Source organism: Acinetobacter sp. 102, assembly GCF_037028485.1.
Taxonomy (GTDB): domain Bacteria; phylum Pseudomonadota; class Gammaproteobacteria; order Pseudomonadales; family Moraxellaceae; genus Acinetobacter; species Acinetobacter higginsii.
Genome location: NZ_JAZEZK010000002.1, coordinates 41,127 through 57,055, shown reverse-complemented (window position 1 = coordinate 57,055; position 15,929 = coordinate 41,127). Strand labels below are relative to the sequence as shown.

Here is a 15,929-nt window from a genome sequence, read left to right as displayed (position 1 = left end):
TAAAAAACAATCTTATACCACTCGATCAAAACCATGATGACTCAACGACTATTAAAAGCAAACGTGCTCTGTCTCATGATGCTTGCTTTAACAGCTTGTAACGACAATGATGACAATAACGAGACACCGACCGTTGAACGTAAAAATCAGAATATCAACATTCTCGCCTTCAATGATTTTCACGGTAATTTAGAACCACCAAAACGTTTCATTGAAGCAGATGATCCAACTGATAACAGTAAAACAGTACGTATTCCTGTTGGTGGGGTGAGTTATTTTGCCGATGCCATTAAAAAACTACGTGTGCAATATCCAAACAATGCAGTGGTTTCAGCGGGTGACTTAATTAGTGCTTCCCCACTCACGTCATCATTGTTCTTGGATGAGCCAACCATTGAAACAATGAATGACATTCAGATTGATTTCAACGCGGTTGGTAATCATGAATTTGACCGCGGTACAGATGAATTACGTCGTTTGCAAAATGGTGGCTGTCAGCAATATACCAGTGCCAAACCCTGCCAGATCAATCCAAAATTTGAAGGTGCAAAATTCAATTTCTTGGCCGCCAACGTCTCAATGAAAGATGATCCCAAGAAAACCCTGTTCCCAGCCTATAAAGTTAAAACTTATGGCGGCATTCCAGTGGCCTTTATTGGGATGACCCTGAAAGCAACACCAAGTATCGTGTCAGCTGCTGGCATTAAAGATGTCGACTTTCATGATGAAGCCGATACGGTGAATGCCTTGATTCCTGAGTTAAAAAAACAAGGGATTGAAGCGATTGTGGTGGTGGTGCATGAAGGTGTGGCACCAAGTACTAAATTTAATAAGAAAACTTGTGATGGTCTTAGTGGCCCATTACTTGGTATCCTCGATCGCTTAGATCCTGCAGTCGATGTGGTGGTTTCTGGCCACACGCATCAATCTTATATCTGTGACTATGCCACTAAGAATCCACAAAAACCGTTCTTACTTACTTCTGCGGGCCAATACGGCACAGCCATTACCAATATTCAATTAGAACTGGATGGCAAAACAGGTGATGTGATTAAGAAGGACGCCAAACAAGTTCCGATTCAAAGTGAAGCCTATACCTCTGGTACAACCACAGTGAACTTGACGGATCTATACGAAAAATTTAATAAAACCCCAAGCATTGAGGCGATTCTGGATAAATATCGCCAAGCCGTCACCACCATTTCAGCCCGTGTGGTCGGTACAGCCAATGGTGTCATTAATCGTAATGCCACCGAAAGTGGAGAAAGCCCACTCGGAAATTTAATTGCTGATGCACAACAAGCCATGGCACTCGCAGCAAGTAATCAAGGTTCTGACTTTACCCTGATGAATCCGGGGGGGGTTCGTGCCGACTTATTGGTGAATAGCAGCAATCAGATCACCTTTGGTGATGTCTTTACCGTACAGCCTTTTGGTAATTCAATTGTGACGCTGAGTCTAACAGGTAAACAGATCCGTGACGTGTTAGAACAGCAATGGTCTGGTGCAAACGCAGCCACAGTTCGTATCTTACAGCCATCAAAAGAGTTCAGTTATTCGTATAAGAAAGACAACTCGACTTCACCACGCGCCAGCAATATCTTGGTTGCAGGACAAGCGCTGAATGATAGCAAGGTTTACCGTGTGACGGTCAACAGCTTCCTCGCGGATGGTGGTGATAACTTCACGGTATTAAAAGAAGGTAAAAATCCAGTCGGTGGTGGACAAGATATCGATGCCTTAGAAAAATATGTGGTGCAATACTCACCGCTGAATGCACCGAAAACCGATCGAATCAAACTGATTCCTTAACTACATGCACAATAAAAAAACAGGGAAGCAATTGCTTCCCTGTTTTCATTTTATCTATCGATTAATCCAAGGTTAGATAAGTATTTTCCCAAATTGTTGGGCTAAACTCACCTTGAACTAAATGGATATAACGCCCTGCAACATGATCAATTGGAATACAATCATCAACATCCACCACACGATCGGTATGCGGTTTATGCCAATCTTGTTCGATAAATTGTTTACCCAACTGTTTTGCAATCACTGCATCTGGTGCAATCACCAAATGGTAGCGATGTAATTCACCAAAAGCGTTAAGTGAATATCCACCTAGGTTAATCAAATATAATTTTTCATCCAAAGCCGACGGTGCGGCATCGGAAAACTGAATTTGATAATTCACGCCTTGTGATTGAACACCTGAAATCTGTGCCCAAGCATCGATATGTAAACCTTTCGACTCACCAAACCAAGCTTGTTTGAGCTGAGGTATGACTTCAGACAATGATTCACCTATTGCCATTACCACATCATGGACTTCGGTATTGGCTCTGGCATGTCGGCCACCCAACATCACCATAAACAAACTTGGCATTGTAAAAACTTACATCTCGACCATTTCAACGCCATCAATACGCGCAACGGTCATCAAGTCTTTATCACCACGACCTGAAACTGTTGCAATAATGATTTGATCTTTCGACATGGTTGGCGCAAGTTTCGTGACGTAAGCCATCGCATGTGAACTTTCAAGTGCAGGAATAATCCCTTCGATTTGAGTAAGATCACGGAAACCTTGTAAAGCTTCATCATCATTGATTGGCACATATTCAACACGGTTCATGTCTTTTAAGAAACTATGCTCAGGACCAACACCTGGATAGTCCAGACCCGCTGAAATACTATGTGTTTCAATGATCTGACCTTGTTCATCCGACATCAAATAGGTACGGTTTCCGTGTAACACTCCAACATGACCTGCATTCAACGGCGCAGAGTGTTTACCTGTTTCTATTCCATAGCCAGCAGCTTCGACACCATACATTTTCACATCTTGATCATTCAGGAATGGATAGAACAAGCCCATCGCATTTGAACCACCACCTACACAAGCCACTAAAGCATCTGGCAAACGCCCTGCTTGCTCTTGAATTTGACGACGTGCTTCGCGACCAATAATCGACTGGAAATCACGAACCAACTGTGGGTAGGGGTGTGGACCTGCCACTGTTCCAATCACATAATAGGTACTATCAACATTAGTGACCCAATCACGCATCGCTTCGTTCATGGCATCTTTCAATGTTTTTGAACCACTTTGCACGGGTACCACTGTTGCGCCCAACAAACGCATACGGTAGACATTCATGGCCTGACGTTTCACGTCTTCAGCGCCCATGTACACCACACATTCCATGCCTAAACGTGCTGCAATGGTTGCGGTCGCCACACCATGCTGACCCGCGCCTGTTTCCGCAATGATGCGCTTCTTACCCGATAGCTTTGCCAATAAAGCCTGACCAATCGTGTTATTGACCTTGTGCGAACCAGTATGATTCAAGTCTTCACGTTTCAGGTAAATTTGCGCACCGCCGAGGTGCTGAGACCATCGCTCAGCATAATAAAGTGGACTAGGACGACCAACATAGAACGCAAGATCACGGTCAAACTCTGCTAGAAACTGTGCATCATTCTTCATACGACCATAAAGACTTTCGAGGTCTTCAAGTGCAGCCATCAGCGTTTCTGATACAAAACGTCCACCATGAATACCGAAATGCCCTTGCGCATCTGGAAACTGGGTGTAGTCAATCACGTTATTTTGCTGATCCACGTTGGACTCCTTGCATAAATTTTTCAATCAGTTGTTGGTCTTTTATACCTTTTGCGGACTCGACGCCTCCGCTGACATCCACAGCAAAAGCCGCTGTAGTATCAATAGCTTCACTGACATTTTCAGGGGTCAAGCCACCTGCCAAAATGAGTGGAATATCTAGTTGGGGAAATTGGGCCCAGTCAAAACTGTGTCCTGTGCCGCCTTTCAGTTCGGGATGCCATGCATCCAACAGCACTGCACTGGCTCCCGCTGCTTGATAACGCTGGATTTCAGTCACAACATCTAAATCAGGTTTGACTTGAATGGCCTTATACCAACGGCGTTTACAGTGTGTTGCAATTAATTGACATTGTTCTGGTGTTTCATCGCCATGTAGTTGTAATACATCTAAAGGAACGGAATCAAGCACCGTTTGGATTTCTTCAGCACTGGCATTTACAAATAAGCCGACCAACTGCACATAAGGTGGTACCAGCTTTGCCAAGCTTTGGGCCTGCTCAATACTGACATGTCGTGGACTGGGTGGGAAAAATACAAAACCAATCGCATCTGCCCCTGATTCTACAACGGCTTGGATATCTTGTGCTCGGGTAATTCCACAAATCTTGGCACGAGTTCGCATTTGGCTTTGGCGCATGAGCTGTCCAATTTAAACTGAATATTTTTGAAACTCTCGCATTGTAATGCAATTTGACTTGCTTTGGGCAAAGTTCATTCGGAAATGCAATTGTTTAAAAAACGTTAACACTTTATACTTTGCGTAATCTTGCAACAAGTCTAAAGCAAATTCTTTTGTTTATAGGGAAGTTGGTGTAAGTCCAACACTGCCCTCGCAACGGTAACACCGAATCACTCATCTCAGCTCAACGCCAAATCACTGCATCGGTATGATGTGGGAAGATGATGAGTAACATCATTCATTTGATGATTATAGTGAAGTCCGGAGACCTGCTTGTTGTTTATTTCCACATTATCATTCACGACGGGTGAATGTCTGGAGCGACATCATGTCTACTGTTTTTCAACCGACTCGTTTAGTTGGTGCTATCGCTATTGCGATGGGGTTTTCTTCACCTGCTTTTGCTCAAGATCAATCAAGCGATAAAACTGCGACGCTAGATACGATTGTTGTGACAGCATCTCGTACTGAAGAAAAATTAAAGAATGTTCCTGCACGTCTAACTGTAATTGATCAAAAGACAATTGAACAAAATCCTTTATTAAATATATCTGATGTGATTCAACGTGATCCATCGGTATATATCAAACAAAGTGGTGGCTTAGGACAAATTTCTGAGATTTCACTTCGTGGCACCAAATCAGTTCACACACTCGTTCTTAAAGATGGTGCTCGTCTAAATAGTCAAAATGAACTTGGCCCACTATATCCAGCTTTTTTAGATACAACCGATGTTCAACAAGTTGAAATCTTAAAGGGACCTGCATCTGTACAATATGGTAGTGATGCAATTGGCGGTGTTGTTCAGTTAATTTCAAAAAAACCTGAAAAAACAGGGGCAGATTTAACAGGTATTTATGGGGAAAATAATACTTATAAAACGATTGCTAATGCCAATTTAGTTACTGATCAAGGTTTTTATGCACAAGTAGGTGGCCAACGCTTAGAAAGCGATGGCACTCGTATCTTTGAAAGCCAAGCTAAAAATGAAAAAGCAAGTTATGACCAAAAAGGCTATCATGCCAAAGTCGGTTTTTATCAAGAAAATACCATAGATGCTTCTGCATCGATTAGTGAAAATAAGGGAACTAATATTTTCAGTAATGACTATATTACCAATACAGCACAGCGTTTATTTGAAAATCGCGTCATTAATGCCAAAGTTTCCTACAATATTTTGCCTGATTTAATCGTCAACGCACGTTATTCAAATGCTCAAGACAAGCAAAATGTACCCGCTTATGGCTCGCATTATGACACTGAAAATAACGAAGGTGATTTAAACCTAAAATGGAAATTCACACCAAATCAAAACGTCTTAATTGGTGCAACCTACACGGATGCAAATTATAAAACCAACACAATTCTGAAAGGTGATCAGAGTGTTGATAGCACAGGCTATTACCTACAACATCAATTTAAAAATGAACAATTTGATACGCAAGTAGGTGTTCGTTTAGAAGACAATGAACGTTTTGGCGATCATACAGTTGGACAAGCTGCAATTCGTTATCATTTCTTACCTAATGCAAGTGTTTATGCAAATATTGGTAGTGCATTCCGCGCACCAACACTAAATGAACTCTATTCACAATGGGGTGGCAACGAAAACCTTGCTCCAGAAGAAAGCACTTCTTATGAAATCGGTTCTGATTACGATATCACACCGAATATAAGTACTAATCTTTCTGTTTATCATACAAAGATTAAAAACCTCATTACCTATAATGCTGGTACAAATAAAAATGTAGCGAAAGCAAATTTCACAGGTGGCGAAGCTGGTATCAAATGGCATCAAGATGATTTGTTTTTATCAACACAATATGCTTATGTGAAAACAGAAAATGAAGCGACTGATCTAGAAATTGCTTATCGCCCACGTCAAACCTTAACAGTCAGTACAGGGTTAGAAAATGCAACTTATGGAATCAGTGCCTCAGTAATCGCACGTGCTAAATCTTATGCAGACTCGGCAAATACGACTCGAGTACCTGGTTATGCAACCGTAGATTTAAATGCTTATTGGAATATCAATCCAAATGTGAAGGTATTTACTAACATTCAAAACGTAGGCGATGTTGAGTATCGTGAGGTATTAAACACCTATCCTTCGAATGATTGGTACATTAATACAGGTCGCCTAGCCTCTGCGGGTGTCACATTCCGTTATTAATCGCGTGATAAAATAATAAAAAATATTTTCTTAACTCCAGTTTCGGGGTAATGTTCTGACCGACATTATCCCCTTTTTATTTTCAGGATCAGAGAAACAGAACTATGGGACATCGTTTAAGTAAAATCTATACACGTACAGGTGACTCAGGCACAACAGGTCTGGGAGATGGCTCACGTGTTGCCAAAGATGATTTACGCATCGCAGCTTTGGGTGATGTCGATGAACTCAATGCAACCATTGGTGTGCTCCGCGCACAAATCAGTGCTAGTACAGTTGAAAATAAAGCCCATTGGGATAAAAGCTTAAGTCTAATTCAGCATTGGTTATTCGATTTAGGTGGCGAAGTCTGTATCCCGAACTATCACTTACTACAACCTGTATGCATCGAGTTTCTCGAAAAAGAAATCGATCACATGAATGAATCTTTACCGATGTTAAAAGATTTTATTTTGCCATCAGGCACTTTAGCTTGTAGTTATGCACATCAAGCTCGCGCAGTGTGCCGTCGTGCAGAACGTGCGCTATTATCAGTACATCATCGTGACCAAAATATTCAGGCAACCGCATTACAATTACTGAATCGCTTATCAGACTGGTTATTTGTTGCTTCGCGTGCCTTACAACGTGCCGAAGGCGGTAACGAAGTGCTGTGGCAAAAGAATATTAATGACAGTATCGATCAAGCATAATTTTTCAATAAAGGCAGAAACAAATGCGAATTATTGGTCATCGTGGTGCACGTGGTGAAGCCCCTGAAAATACCTTAGGCGGCTTTCGCTATCTGCATGATTTAGGTATACGTGCCGTTGAATTTGATGTACGTCAACTGAAAGATGACCACTTGGTGGTGATTCATGATGATGATTTTGTCCGTACTGCAGGTCGTTCACAACAGGTAGAAAACTGTAGCTTAGTAGAAGCCCAACAATTCGATCACCGCCATCAATGGCAAGCATGGGCATTTGAAGAATACACTCCGAGCCTGTTACATGTTTTAGATTGTTTAGCTGATTTTGAGCATATCGAAGTTGAAATTAAAGCTGTTGCAGATGAAGCTGCAGCTGAGCGTTTGGTCTCTCAACTGCATCAAGATTTAAAAGGTTTTGAAGCAACCGCGACCATTACCAGTTTTGATGTCAAAATCTTGGCAGCATTACAGCAACATCAGAGCCATTTTAAACGCGGGTTGTTGGTGGAAATTCCCATTGGGGAATATGCAATCGAACTGGCACAGCAATATGGCTGCGGTCAAATTGGCTGGGGAGATGCCTTGGCAACAGATGAGATTATTCAACGTACCCAACAGGCCAATCTTGAGATTAGTGTCTGGACAGTGAATGAAGTTGAACGTGCCAAACATCTTCAGCAATTGGGCATTCAAGGTTTGATTACCGATGTACCCACCACGATGTTACAGCATTTGACGTAAGCAAAAGGCGGAATAAATTCCACCTTTTTTTATTTTATTATTTACGTTGCGCCTGAATAAGACGTTGCCCTTTAGCATCTAATAAATATAAGTTTGCCCCATCCAACTGGAAGCGTTCAACCCGCTGAATTGCATCCATCAAGTCGGCCTCTTGTGCTAGAGCACGATTACAACTCTGATGTTGTGCCATCACATCAAAATCCAGTATGCGTTGGGTGAAATCATATTTATAGCGACCATAAATATTGTTGCATCCTGTATGCCCTGTCACCATTTTTGAGACAGAGTTAAGCAAGAAGCTTGGATACTGATTAAAGAACAATGCTCGCTTGCCCTGAATCGTTGTAATCTGCCATTCCACATCCTGAACCCCATCTACACTTTTGCGTACTTGCATTGCTGGTGGCTGAACAACTCGCTTAGGTTGCAGGGTGCTTTTGGGCACAGGTTTGGGTTGACTTTGGCAAGCCGCAAGCATGACTGCAGCCGAGAATATTAAAGTTTTGTTAAAAAATGCCTTCAAAGAAAAAATGGGATTTTTCATGGTAATTTGCTCAGACATTGATTTATTTCACCTTTTAATTCATTGATTAATTTTACAAATGAATTCTGTTACTGTTCTTTCGATACAACTGTAGAATAATGCTAGTGCTAATTGATTTGGACATGCTAATATCAGTGATAAAATAGCAATATATCGTCATGATTGGTTTTGCTATCTCGTTTAGTTTTATTATCTTGTGCAAACAAGGTTTTTAGGAGCGCTGACGGATATGACTTCCGCCCCACTCAAAAAAGCACCCATTAACTGGACTGCTAGCATTACCTTAATTGGAACACCAATTCTTGCTGCTATATTAATTCCTTTGTACGCCTATTATTATGATTTTAGTGTAAGTGCATGGGTGAGTATGATTTTCCTATTGGCACTCAGTAGCCTAGGAATTACAGCAGGTTATCACCGTCTATGGGCACATCGTGCTTATGAGGCAGCATTACCGCTTAAAATCTTACTCATGATTGGCGGCACCTTTGCTGTTCAAAACAGTATTTTATTCTGGGCTTCAGGTCACCGTACCCATCACCGCCATGTCGATGATGTTGATGAAGACCCGTATTCAATCAAACGTGGCTTTTGGTATGCCCATCTAGGTTGGATGATTCGCGATCATTCTCCATCTAAACCAGATTTTAAAAATGCTCCTGATTTGATGAATGACAAATTAGTGATGTTCCAACACAACTACTATGTGCCAATGGTGATTGCAGTTCACGTTGGTGTATTAGGCTTAATTGGTTGGGCAACAGGCGATATCTGGGGTGTAATTTTACTCGGTGGTTTATTACGTTTGATCATCAGCCATCATGTCACCTTCTTTATCAACTCACTATGTCATATGTGGGGCAAACGTCCTTATACAGATGAAAATACGGCGCGTGACAACTTCGTGTTAGCCATTTTCACTTGGGGTGAGGGCTACCATAACTATCACCACATTTTCCAATACGATTACCGTAATGGTGTGAAATGGTGGCAATATGACCCAACCAAATGGTTAATTTGGACTAGCTCTAAACTTGGTTTAGCAAAAAACTTACGTCGTATTCCTAGCTTTAATATCAAAAAAGCAGAGCTTGCGATGCGGTTCAAATATGCGGAACGTGACTTGGCGATTTATGGTCATGATGTCAACACTGACATCGTGCAAATGAAACAACGTATCGCACAAGAATATGAAGCTTTCACCCATACTTTAAATGATTGGGCTAAGCTGAAAGAACAAGAACTTCAAGCGAAGAAAGCAGCGATGGCTGAGAAAATCCATCAGATGGATCACAAACTGAAAGTTGATTTCCAATTACTTGAACATCGCTTAAGTCACCATCGTGAATGTTTAGAAACCTTAATGCGTAATATCAAAAAAGCACCAGTTTCTGAATAAATGATCGATAACGAAAATGGTCTCAATAGAGGCCATTTTTTATGCCTGTTCATCTACCATTCCTTTCTCCCGACGATTCACCATTTCACACTGATATTTGCTATAGTCAGGATTCAGCTCTCTCCGATGTTTCGTTTATGCAATTCAATCCCCGCTATGCTTCCCTCAATCCTAAGCTCTATCACCAGCAGCAGCCAAGTCCATTGCATGGTGCCAAAGCAGGTCATTTCAATGAAGCTTTAGCAGATGAATTGCAATGGAGCGAAGAAGATAAAGCCAACTGGGTTGAAATTTGTAGCGGACAAAAAACCTTTGCTGAATTTCCCCCACTTGCTATGGTTTATGCAGGCCATCAGTTTGGACAATGGGCTGGTCAGTTAGGAGATGGTCGAGGATTGCTGATCGGACAAATCCTGAATAAACATGGCGAAACCATTGATCTACATCTGAAAGGTGCAGGTTCTACCCCCTACTCGCGTATGGGCGATGGACGTGCAGTCCTACGTTCAGTGATTCGTGAATATTTAGCGGGCCATGCATTGAATGCCCTTGGTGTTGCATCGAGTCATGCTATTGGTTTTACCAGCTCAACTCAAGGCGTACAGCGTGAAACCCTAGAGCTGGGTGCGATGCTATTACGTACCTCCGAATGTCATATTCGTTTGGGGCATTTTGAGTGGATCAATCAATATGCACCTGAACTTTTGGCTGAATTCACTCAGAAATGTATTGAATGGCATTATCCAGAGTGCCTGAAAGCTGAAAATCCAATTCTGTCTTTCGCAGAAGCCGTGATTGAGAGAACCGCGATCATGATTGCTAAATGGCAATTGGTTGGCTTTGCACATGGGGTGATGAATACCGACAATTTAAATATTACCGGTTCGACACTCGACTTTGGCCCATACGGTTTTATGGAGCGTTTCCGTCCGAATTGGATTAACAACCATTCCGATTACCAAGGTCGTTATACCTATCAAAACCAACCGAGTATTGGTCATTGGAATCTTTGGACGTGGCTGAATAATTTAATTCCGTTGGCGAGCGCAGAAAATAAAGAACAGTTCAAACTCGATCTAGCAACATGTTTAGAAAAGTTTGAGCCGACCTTCTTACAACATTATGGTCGAGGCTTATGCCAAAAAATGGGGCTGCCAGAATTTCATAAAGACAGTCTAGATTGTAGTTTTGCCTTTCTTGGTATTTTGCAAACAGAGCAGCTAGATTACACGCAAAGTTTTCTTCGTTTGCAGCAACAGGATTACAAAGCCTTAAGAGATGATTGTATCCATATACAACAGTTTGATGACTTCCTAACACGCTATCAAAATATCCGACAACATCAAGATACTGATGCCTTGGATGAGATCATGCAGCAGGTCAATCCACAGTATATCCTGCGTAATCATATGGCGCAGAAAGCCATTGAGCTTGCGGAGCGTGGTGATTTTAGCGAGGTTGACCGTTTATTTAAGTTATTGAATCAACCCTATCAAAAACAAGTTGATTTAGAAACTGAACAGGATACTGGACCGTTACCAAGCGATGTACCTGAAATTTCTGTCAGTTGTTCATCTTAGAAGAAATCTATGAAAATTGGGCTGATGATCGGATCTGCGATTTTAATCCTGTTATTGGGACTGGCTTATTTCCAGTATGGTAAGTTCATCCCAACATTAGGATCGACACATCAGCCTCTATCAGCCGAAGAAATACAGCAACTCAAGCTGACCAAACCCATCTCTTCAATTGAAGTGTTTAAAAGCCAGCGCATTCTACAATTGAAGCACCAGCAGGAAATCATTCGCAGCTATCCAATCCGTTTAGGCTTTGATCCAATCGGACATAAACAGTTTGAAGGTGATGGTAAAACTCCTGAAGGGACTTATTCTATCGATTGGCGCAATCCCCAAAGCGCTTACTATAAGTCTTTGCATATCTCCTATCCGAATAAAGTAGATCGTGCCTATGCCCAACAGCAAGGTCAATCCGCTGGCGGTGATGTGATGATTCATGGCACTGTACCAACACGTGCAACCTCATTTCCTACAAGCGCAAGCTATATGCCACGTAAAGACTGGACACTGGGTTGTATTGCGGTAACTAACTCAGATATGGATGAGATATGGCAATTGGTTACAGATCATACGCCTATTATCATTCATCCATAAACGGGCTAGTATTCAGGACAACTTTTGCGGATAAATACGATGATCAAACTGCACAAGGCTTATGCAGGGGATAAGTTTACCAACTGGAATTAATCTCAATTACGCCACTGATATCCTCACAACCTTTTGTAAAGTAATGTAATATTGATTGGCTTGTAATAAACGAATGCTCAACTTAAAACCAGACAAGAAGATAATTTCGACAAAATCTTTGCGAAACTATCCACATTTTCTGTGGATAACGCTGTGGTTATCCACAGGATAATTTTTTTGTAGTGCTTCGCCCATTATCCTCACAAAGTTCCTCCCTCTTTCAGCACCTCTATCCAAAGAAAAACCATGAGTTAATTTATGAAAACTATTCCACATTTTCTTGGATATGAGCCGCGTTGAAGCGGTGCAAGGGCGACTATAGCAGTACAAGGCGTTGTAGCGGCGCAAGGGGGAGTCGCAGGATAAAACTTTTGCCTTCCTTCAAATAGTGCCTTCATAAGACACTACGTTCCCCTCAGTCTCGTATCAAAACAAAAATGATGGGCTATTCAATCATTATCACCATTGATATTGAGCAAATAATTGCGCGCCCATCCTCTTGGCTTGATTGGTATTCAGATCATCAGTGATATATTTCAAACCGAAGTTATCATGCTGAATAGAGATTCCCATGGCATGAGTTTGGGGTTCATAGTGTACTCCCCACTTCAAAATCGTATCCCAATACGCATTCATTTGCCAAAGGCTCGTATATTCATTGCTTATCGAACTGAGCCCAACGCTCCATGGTTGATCAGACTGGTAGCTCATATCAGTATAAACTTTATAAGGTAGCTTCTGCGTGTATTGCTGATATGTATTAAATTTCCCCTGAATATCAAAGCGCGGACGCATATCCTGATCGTAGCTTATTTTATATCGGGTATAAGGCGCATCTTGCCAATATAAATAGGCTAGTGCATCTTGAATATTGACATGAATCTTAAAATTATTCGCAATCGTCCCTGTAATTGAAGCATCTAAAGCAAAACCATAACCTTGGTTGGCTTGCTCTTTCCATCCCATTTTATCTTCTTTTAACGCAGGCTGATCATAGCTATAGTCAATTTGACCGTTCAACCATTTGACTCGATCCATGAGTTGTATCTGGTCCGTTGTTTGAGCCAAGGCATTGACTTGACCATCCACATAATGCCGCCCAATTAATGCGGTTGCACCCGTCGTTAAACTCCAGTTCGGACTCAACTGCCATGTATAGGCAAATCTAGACCCGACTGTATCCACATGCTGCGCCTCAAGCTGTAAATTATATTGAGTATTCGCATCAATTGGTTTTTCATTTTTTATTTGATAATAAAGTTTAGCCGTATCTTTACTGAATCTTAATACATAATCATAACGCCAGATCCAACTTAGATCCCATGCACCTTGTTTTACACCGAGTTGCATTAATCCATGGGCAAAAGCATTCTTTCCAGATTTAAAATTTGGATCACTCCAATCATCTGTAAATGATTGAATCGATAAAGGTTCACTATAAACATCGGCACGTACTTGATAGTACAATTGCTCTTGGGCATTACAAGAGCCAGCTATCAATAAAATAGAGGGCACGAAACTTTTTCTTAGCATATAAAAAAGGGGTAGCATCTACCCCTCTCCTTTAATCATTATGGTGCAATGGCTTTGGTGGTGTTATCAGTAAAAGTGGCAGAATAAACGCTTCTTGAAACCTTATTGATTGTTCCATACTTGGTATTGCCAACTTTAATATCAGCTGAAGTAAACTGATCTACATTTGCAATATCTACAAATGCACCATTTGCATGAGAGATTTTTGCAGAAACAGCTGGTTTTTCAGCAACTAAATTTTCTGTTTTAACATCCACATTTAAAGCATTTTTATCAACTGCGATTTTAATATTTGCAGTCCCTTTTTGATAATCACTGCGTTTAGCAGATAAATCAATATTAAATGGCTTGATCGCATTAGCGCCACCTTTAACATTGCCTGATAGTTTTACCACGAGGTCTGCATTAATAAATGATGCAGCAGATTCACCATTTGTGATATCAATTGTCTTGGTTAAATCATTATTTAGTTTGATACTTGCATCTAAATTTAGACTCTCCGAACCACTAATGGCCTTACCTTTCAACGTAAGTTCAGTTGGAATGATCTCTGTCCCAACATTATTACCATCTTTGAATTGAACTTTTTTAGCTTTGCTTGCCAGCTCGGTTAATTCAATTTCTGCATCAGTTGTTTTCAATACAACATTTGAGAATTTAAGTTCCGCAGTCTCAGGACGTGAATCGCCACGGTTCTCTAATAATGCAGCAGTGCTATAAATCGCTTGTGCTGTGCTATCACTCTTAAACTCTAAAGAAGCATCTTTTTTATTTGCATCATTCTTGGTTAGGATTTTCCCACCAGCAACGATTTTAAAATTATATTTATCCGTTACAGCTGTATAAGGTGCCTCTAGTTTCACAGCATTAACCGTAACTTGAGCCCCCTCATCAAAAATATCTTTCAATGTATTGGTTTTAAAATCCCAAATCGTATTTGTCCAATATTTTGCTTTTGCACTACCTGAAACTGTCACGGATGATGCATTTACTGTCACAGCAAATGTACTATCCGTTAATTGATAGTCAATATAATCATCATTATCGAGTAAAGTCTGCAATTGTGCTGCATTATAGGTCTTATTTGATCCTTGAGCATCATTATAGGCTAAGGTAGCAAGTGTGAGCACCAGCCCTGCTGCATTGTCAATATCCTTCCCAGCATCGCTAACTGCATCAAAGGTTGGTTGATATTGAGATTGCAAACTATCAAAACTATCAAAATAAGCAACAATGCTATTGGTTGTATCAATCAGCTGTTTTGCTTTATCTAAATCTGAAACAGGTGCGACTGGATTACCATTATCCGTATTATTTGATGAGCTGCCACCACCTCCTCCACAAGCAACTAAAACTGTAGAACAAGCGAAAGCTAAAAATGTCTTTTTAAACATTGGAGACCCCTTTTATAATAAACTTATTATCTAAATTGTTTTAAATTTAGGATTTTAAAAACCCATATATAGGCTTTGCGAGGAATAATAGCGATTTATATTTATAATGACAATTTTTTATTCAACAAAAAAAAGCCCTTTATAAATAAAGGGCTTTTAATATTTTACTCATCTGGATATTCAAAGCGATAACCCATCCCATACACCGCCTGAATCCATTCATGACGATTACCGGTATCCGCCGCCTCTGAAATCTTACGGCGCAGGTTTTTAATATGGCTGTCGATTACACGATCGGCTACATCGAAGCTATCCGGGTTAATATGATCAAGTAATTGCGCACGAGAATAAACCTGACCCAAGTGCTCCAAGAACAACTCTAATAAACGGAACTCAGTAGGGGTCAAAGTCAGTGCTTTTTGTTGATACCAAATACGTTGCTGCGCTTTATCAATACGGAATAAATCGTTTTGCTCAGGCTCTGCTTTACGCTCTAAACGACGTAATACTGCTTGTACACGGGCAACCAATTCTTTTGGACTGAATGGCTTACAGATATAGTCATCTGCTCCCATATTCAAACCTAAAACGCGGTCAATTTCTTCAGTACGCGCGGTGACCATAATAATCGGTAGATCAGACTGTTCACGGACTTTACGGCAAATGGTCAAGCCATCCATGCGTGGCACCATCAAGTCCAAAATCATCAAACTCGGTTTACGTTGCTGAAACTGGGTATAAGCATCCTGACCATCATGAAACATACTGACTTCAAAACCAGCAGCTTCTAAATAATCACGAACCAACTGTGCGAGTTCAACCTCATCTTCAACCAACATAATATGTTTCATGGTTTTCATCCTATCCATCATCCTCAACACAA

Annotated in this window: 14 protein-coding genes and 1 riboswitch; of the genes, 7 read left to right on the top strand and 7 right to left on the bottom strand. The window is 40.9% G+C overall.

Annotated elements, in window-relative coordinates:
- Positions 1-33 precede the first annotated feature (33 nt).
- Positions 34-1,812: a bifunctional metallophosphatase/5'-nucleotidase gene (locus tag WA352_RS02495; RefSeq protein WP_442892212.1), complete on the top strand. Its 1,779-nt coding sequence runs from the start codon at positions 34-36 to the stop codon at positions 1,810-1,812.
- A gap of 61 nt (positions 1,813-1,873) precedes the next feature.
- On the opposite strand, the gene WA352_RS02490 is transcribed toward WA352_RS02495, so the two are convergent.
- Genes WA352_RS02490 through WA352_RS02480 form a run of 3 tightly spaced genes read right to left on the bottom strand, consistent with a single transcriptional unit; the run spans position 1,874 to position 4,265 of the window.
- Complete coding sequence (locus WA352_RS02490) at positions 1,874-2,386, bottom strand: DUF1543 domain-containing protein (protein ID WP_336141136.1); 513 nt, start codon at positions 2,384-2,386, stop codon at positions 1,874-1,876.
- A 9-nt stretch (positions 2,387-2,395) separates the two neighbouring features.
- The gene (gene trpB, locus WA352_RS02485) at positions 2,396-3,625 is read right to left on the bottom strand and encodes a tryptophan synthase subunit beta (protein WP_336141134.1); all 1,230 of its coding nucleotides are present in this window, start codon (positions 3,623-3,625) and stop codon (positions 2,396-2,398) included.
- Positions 3,609-4,265 carry a phosphoribosylanthranilate isomerase gene (locus tag WA352_RS02480; protein WP_336141132.1) on the bottom strand — a complete coding sequence of 219 codons (657 nt, stop codon included), beginning with the start codon at positions 4,263-4,265 and terminating at the stop codon, positions 3,609-3,611. Before WA352_RS02480 ends, trpB begins: the two co-directional genes overlap by 17 nt.
- 119 nt (positions 4,266-4,384) lie before the next feature.
- A riboswitch (cobalamin riboswitch) is annotated at positions 4,385-4,598 on the top strand.
- A gap of 37 nt (positions 4,599-4,635) precedes the next feature.
- Between WA352_RS02480 and WA352_RS02475 the strand changes: the two genes are divergently transcribed.
- The 3 genes from WA352_RS02475 (at position 4,636) to WA352_RS02465 (ending at position 7,912) form a co-directional block, all read left to right on the top strand.
- On the top strand, positions 4,636-6,480 hold the full coding sequence (locus tag WA352_RS02475; RefSeq protein WP_336141130.1) for a TonB-dependent receptor plug domain-containing protein: 1,845 nt from the start codon (positions 4,636-4,638) through the stop codon (positions 6,478-6,480).
- Between the two features lie 104 nt (positions 6,481-6,584).
- A complete protein-coding gene (locus WA352_RS02470) occupies positions 6,585-7,172 on the top strand; it encodes a cob(I)yrinic acid a,c-diamide adenosyltransferase (RefSeq protein WP_004652430.1) in 588 nt (195 codons plus the stop codon).
- Between the two features lie 23 nt (positions 7,173-7,195).
- Positions 7,196-7,912 carry a glycerophosphodiester phosphodiesterase gene (locus WA352_RS02465; RefSeq protein ID WP_336141128.1) on the top strand — a complete coding sequence of 239 codons (717 nt, stop codon included), beginning with the start codon at positions 7,196-7,198 and terminating at the stop codon, positions 7,910-7,912.
- A 37-nt stretch (positions 7,913-7,949) separates the two neighbouring features.
- Here the strand turns inward: WA352_RS02465 and WA352_RS02460 are convergent, their stop codons facing one another.
- Positions 7,950-8,474: an META domain-containing protein gene (locus tag WA352_RS02460; protein WP_004802787.1), complete on the bottom strand. Its 525-nt coding sequence runs from the start codon at positions 8,472-8,474 to the stop codon at positions 7,950-7,952.
- Between the two features lie 211 nt (positions 8,475-8,685).
- On the opposite strand from WA352_RS02460, the gene WA352_RS02455 reads away from it, so the two are divergent.
- The 3 genes from WA352_RS02455 (at position 8,686) to WA352_RS02445 (ending at position 12,026) form a co-directional block, all read left to right on the top strand.
- The gene (locus WA352_RS02455; protein ID WP_005208818.1) at positions 8,686-9,855 is read left to right on the top strand and encodes an acyl-CoA desaturase; all 1,170 of its coding nucleotides are present in this window, start codon (positions 8,686-8,688) and stop codon (positions 9,853-9,855) included.
- Between the two features lie 137 nt (positions 9,856-9,992).
- Complete coding sequence (locus WA352_RS02450) at positions 9,993-11,435, top strand: protein adenylyltransferase SelO (RefSeq protein ID WP_336141125.1); 1,443 nt, start codon at positions 9,993-9,995, stop codon at positions 11,433-11,435.
- 9 nt (positions 11,436-11,444) lie between these two features.
- Positions 11,445-12,026 (top strand): L,D-transpeptidase family protein, encoded by a 582-nt coding sequence (locus WA352_RS02445; protein ID WP_336141123.1) that lies wholly within the window; start codon positions 11,445-11,447, stop codon positions 12,024-12,026.
- Positions 12,027-12,578: 552 nt separating this feature from the next.
- On the opposite strand, the gene WA352_RS02440 is transcribed toward WA352_RS02445, so the two are convergent.
- From WA352_RS02440 to WA352_RS02430, 3 genes are all read right to left on the bottom strand, one after another.
- A complete protein-coding gene (locus WA352_RS02440; protein ID WP_442892210.1) occupies positions 12,579-13,670 on the bottom strand; it encodes a hypothetical protein in 1,092 nt (363 codons plus the stop codon).
- Between the two features lie 20 nt (positions 13,671-13,690).
- A complete protein-coding gene (locus WA352_RS02435) occupies positions 13,691-15,046 on the bottom strand; it encodes a hypothetical protein (protein ID WP_171550212.1) in 1,356 nt (451 codons plus the stop codon).
- 164 nt (positions 15,047-15,210) lie between these two features.
- Positions 15,211-15,897, bottom strand: a complete 687-nt coding sequence (locus WA352_RS02430) for a response regulator (protein WP_336141121.1) — start codon at positions 15,895-15,897, stop codon at positions 15,211-15,213.
- Positions 15,898-15,929 lie beyond the last annotated feature (32 nt).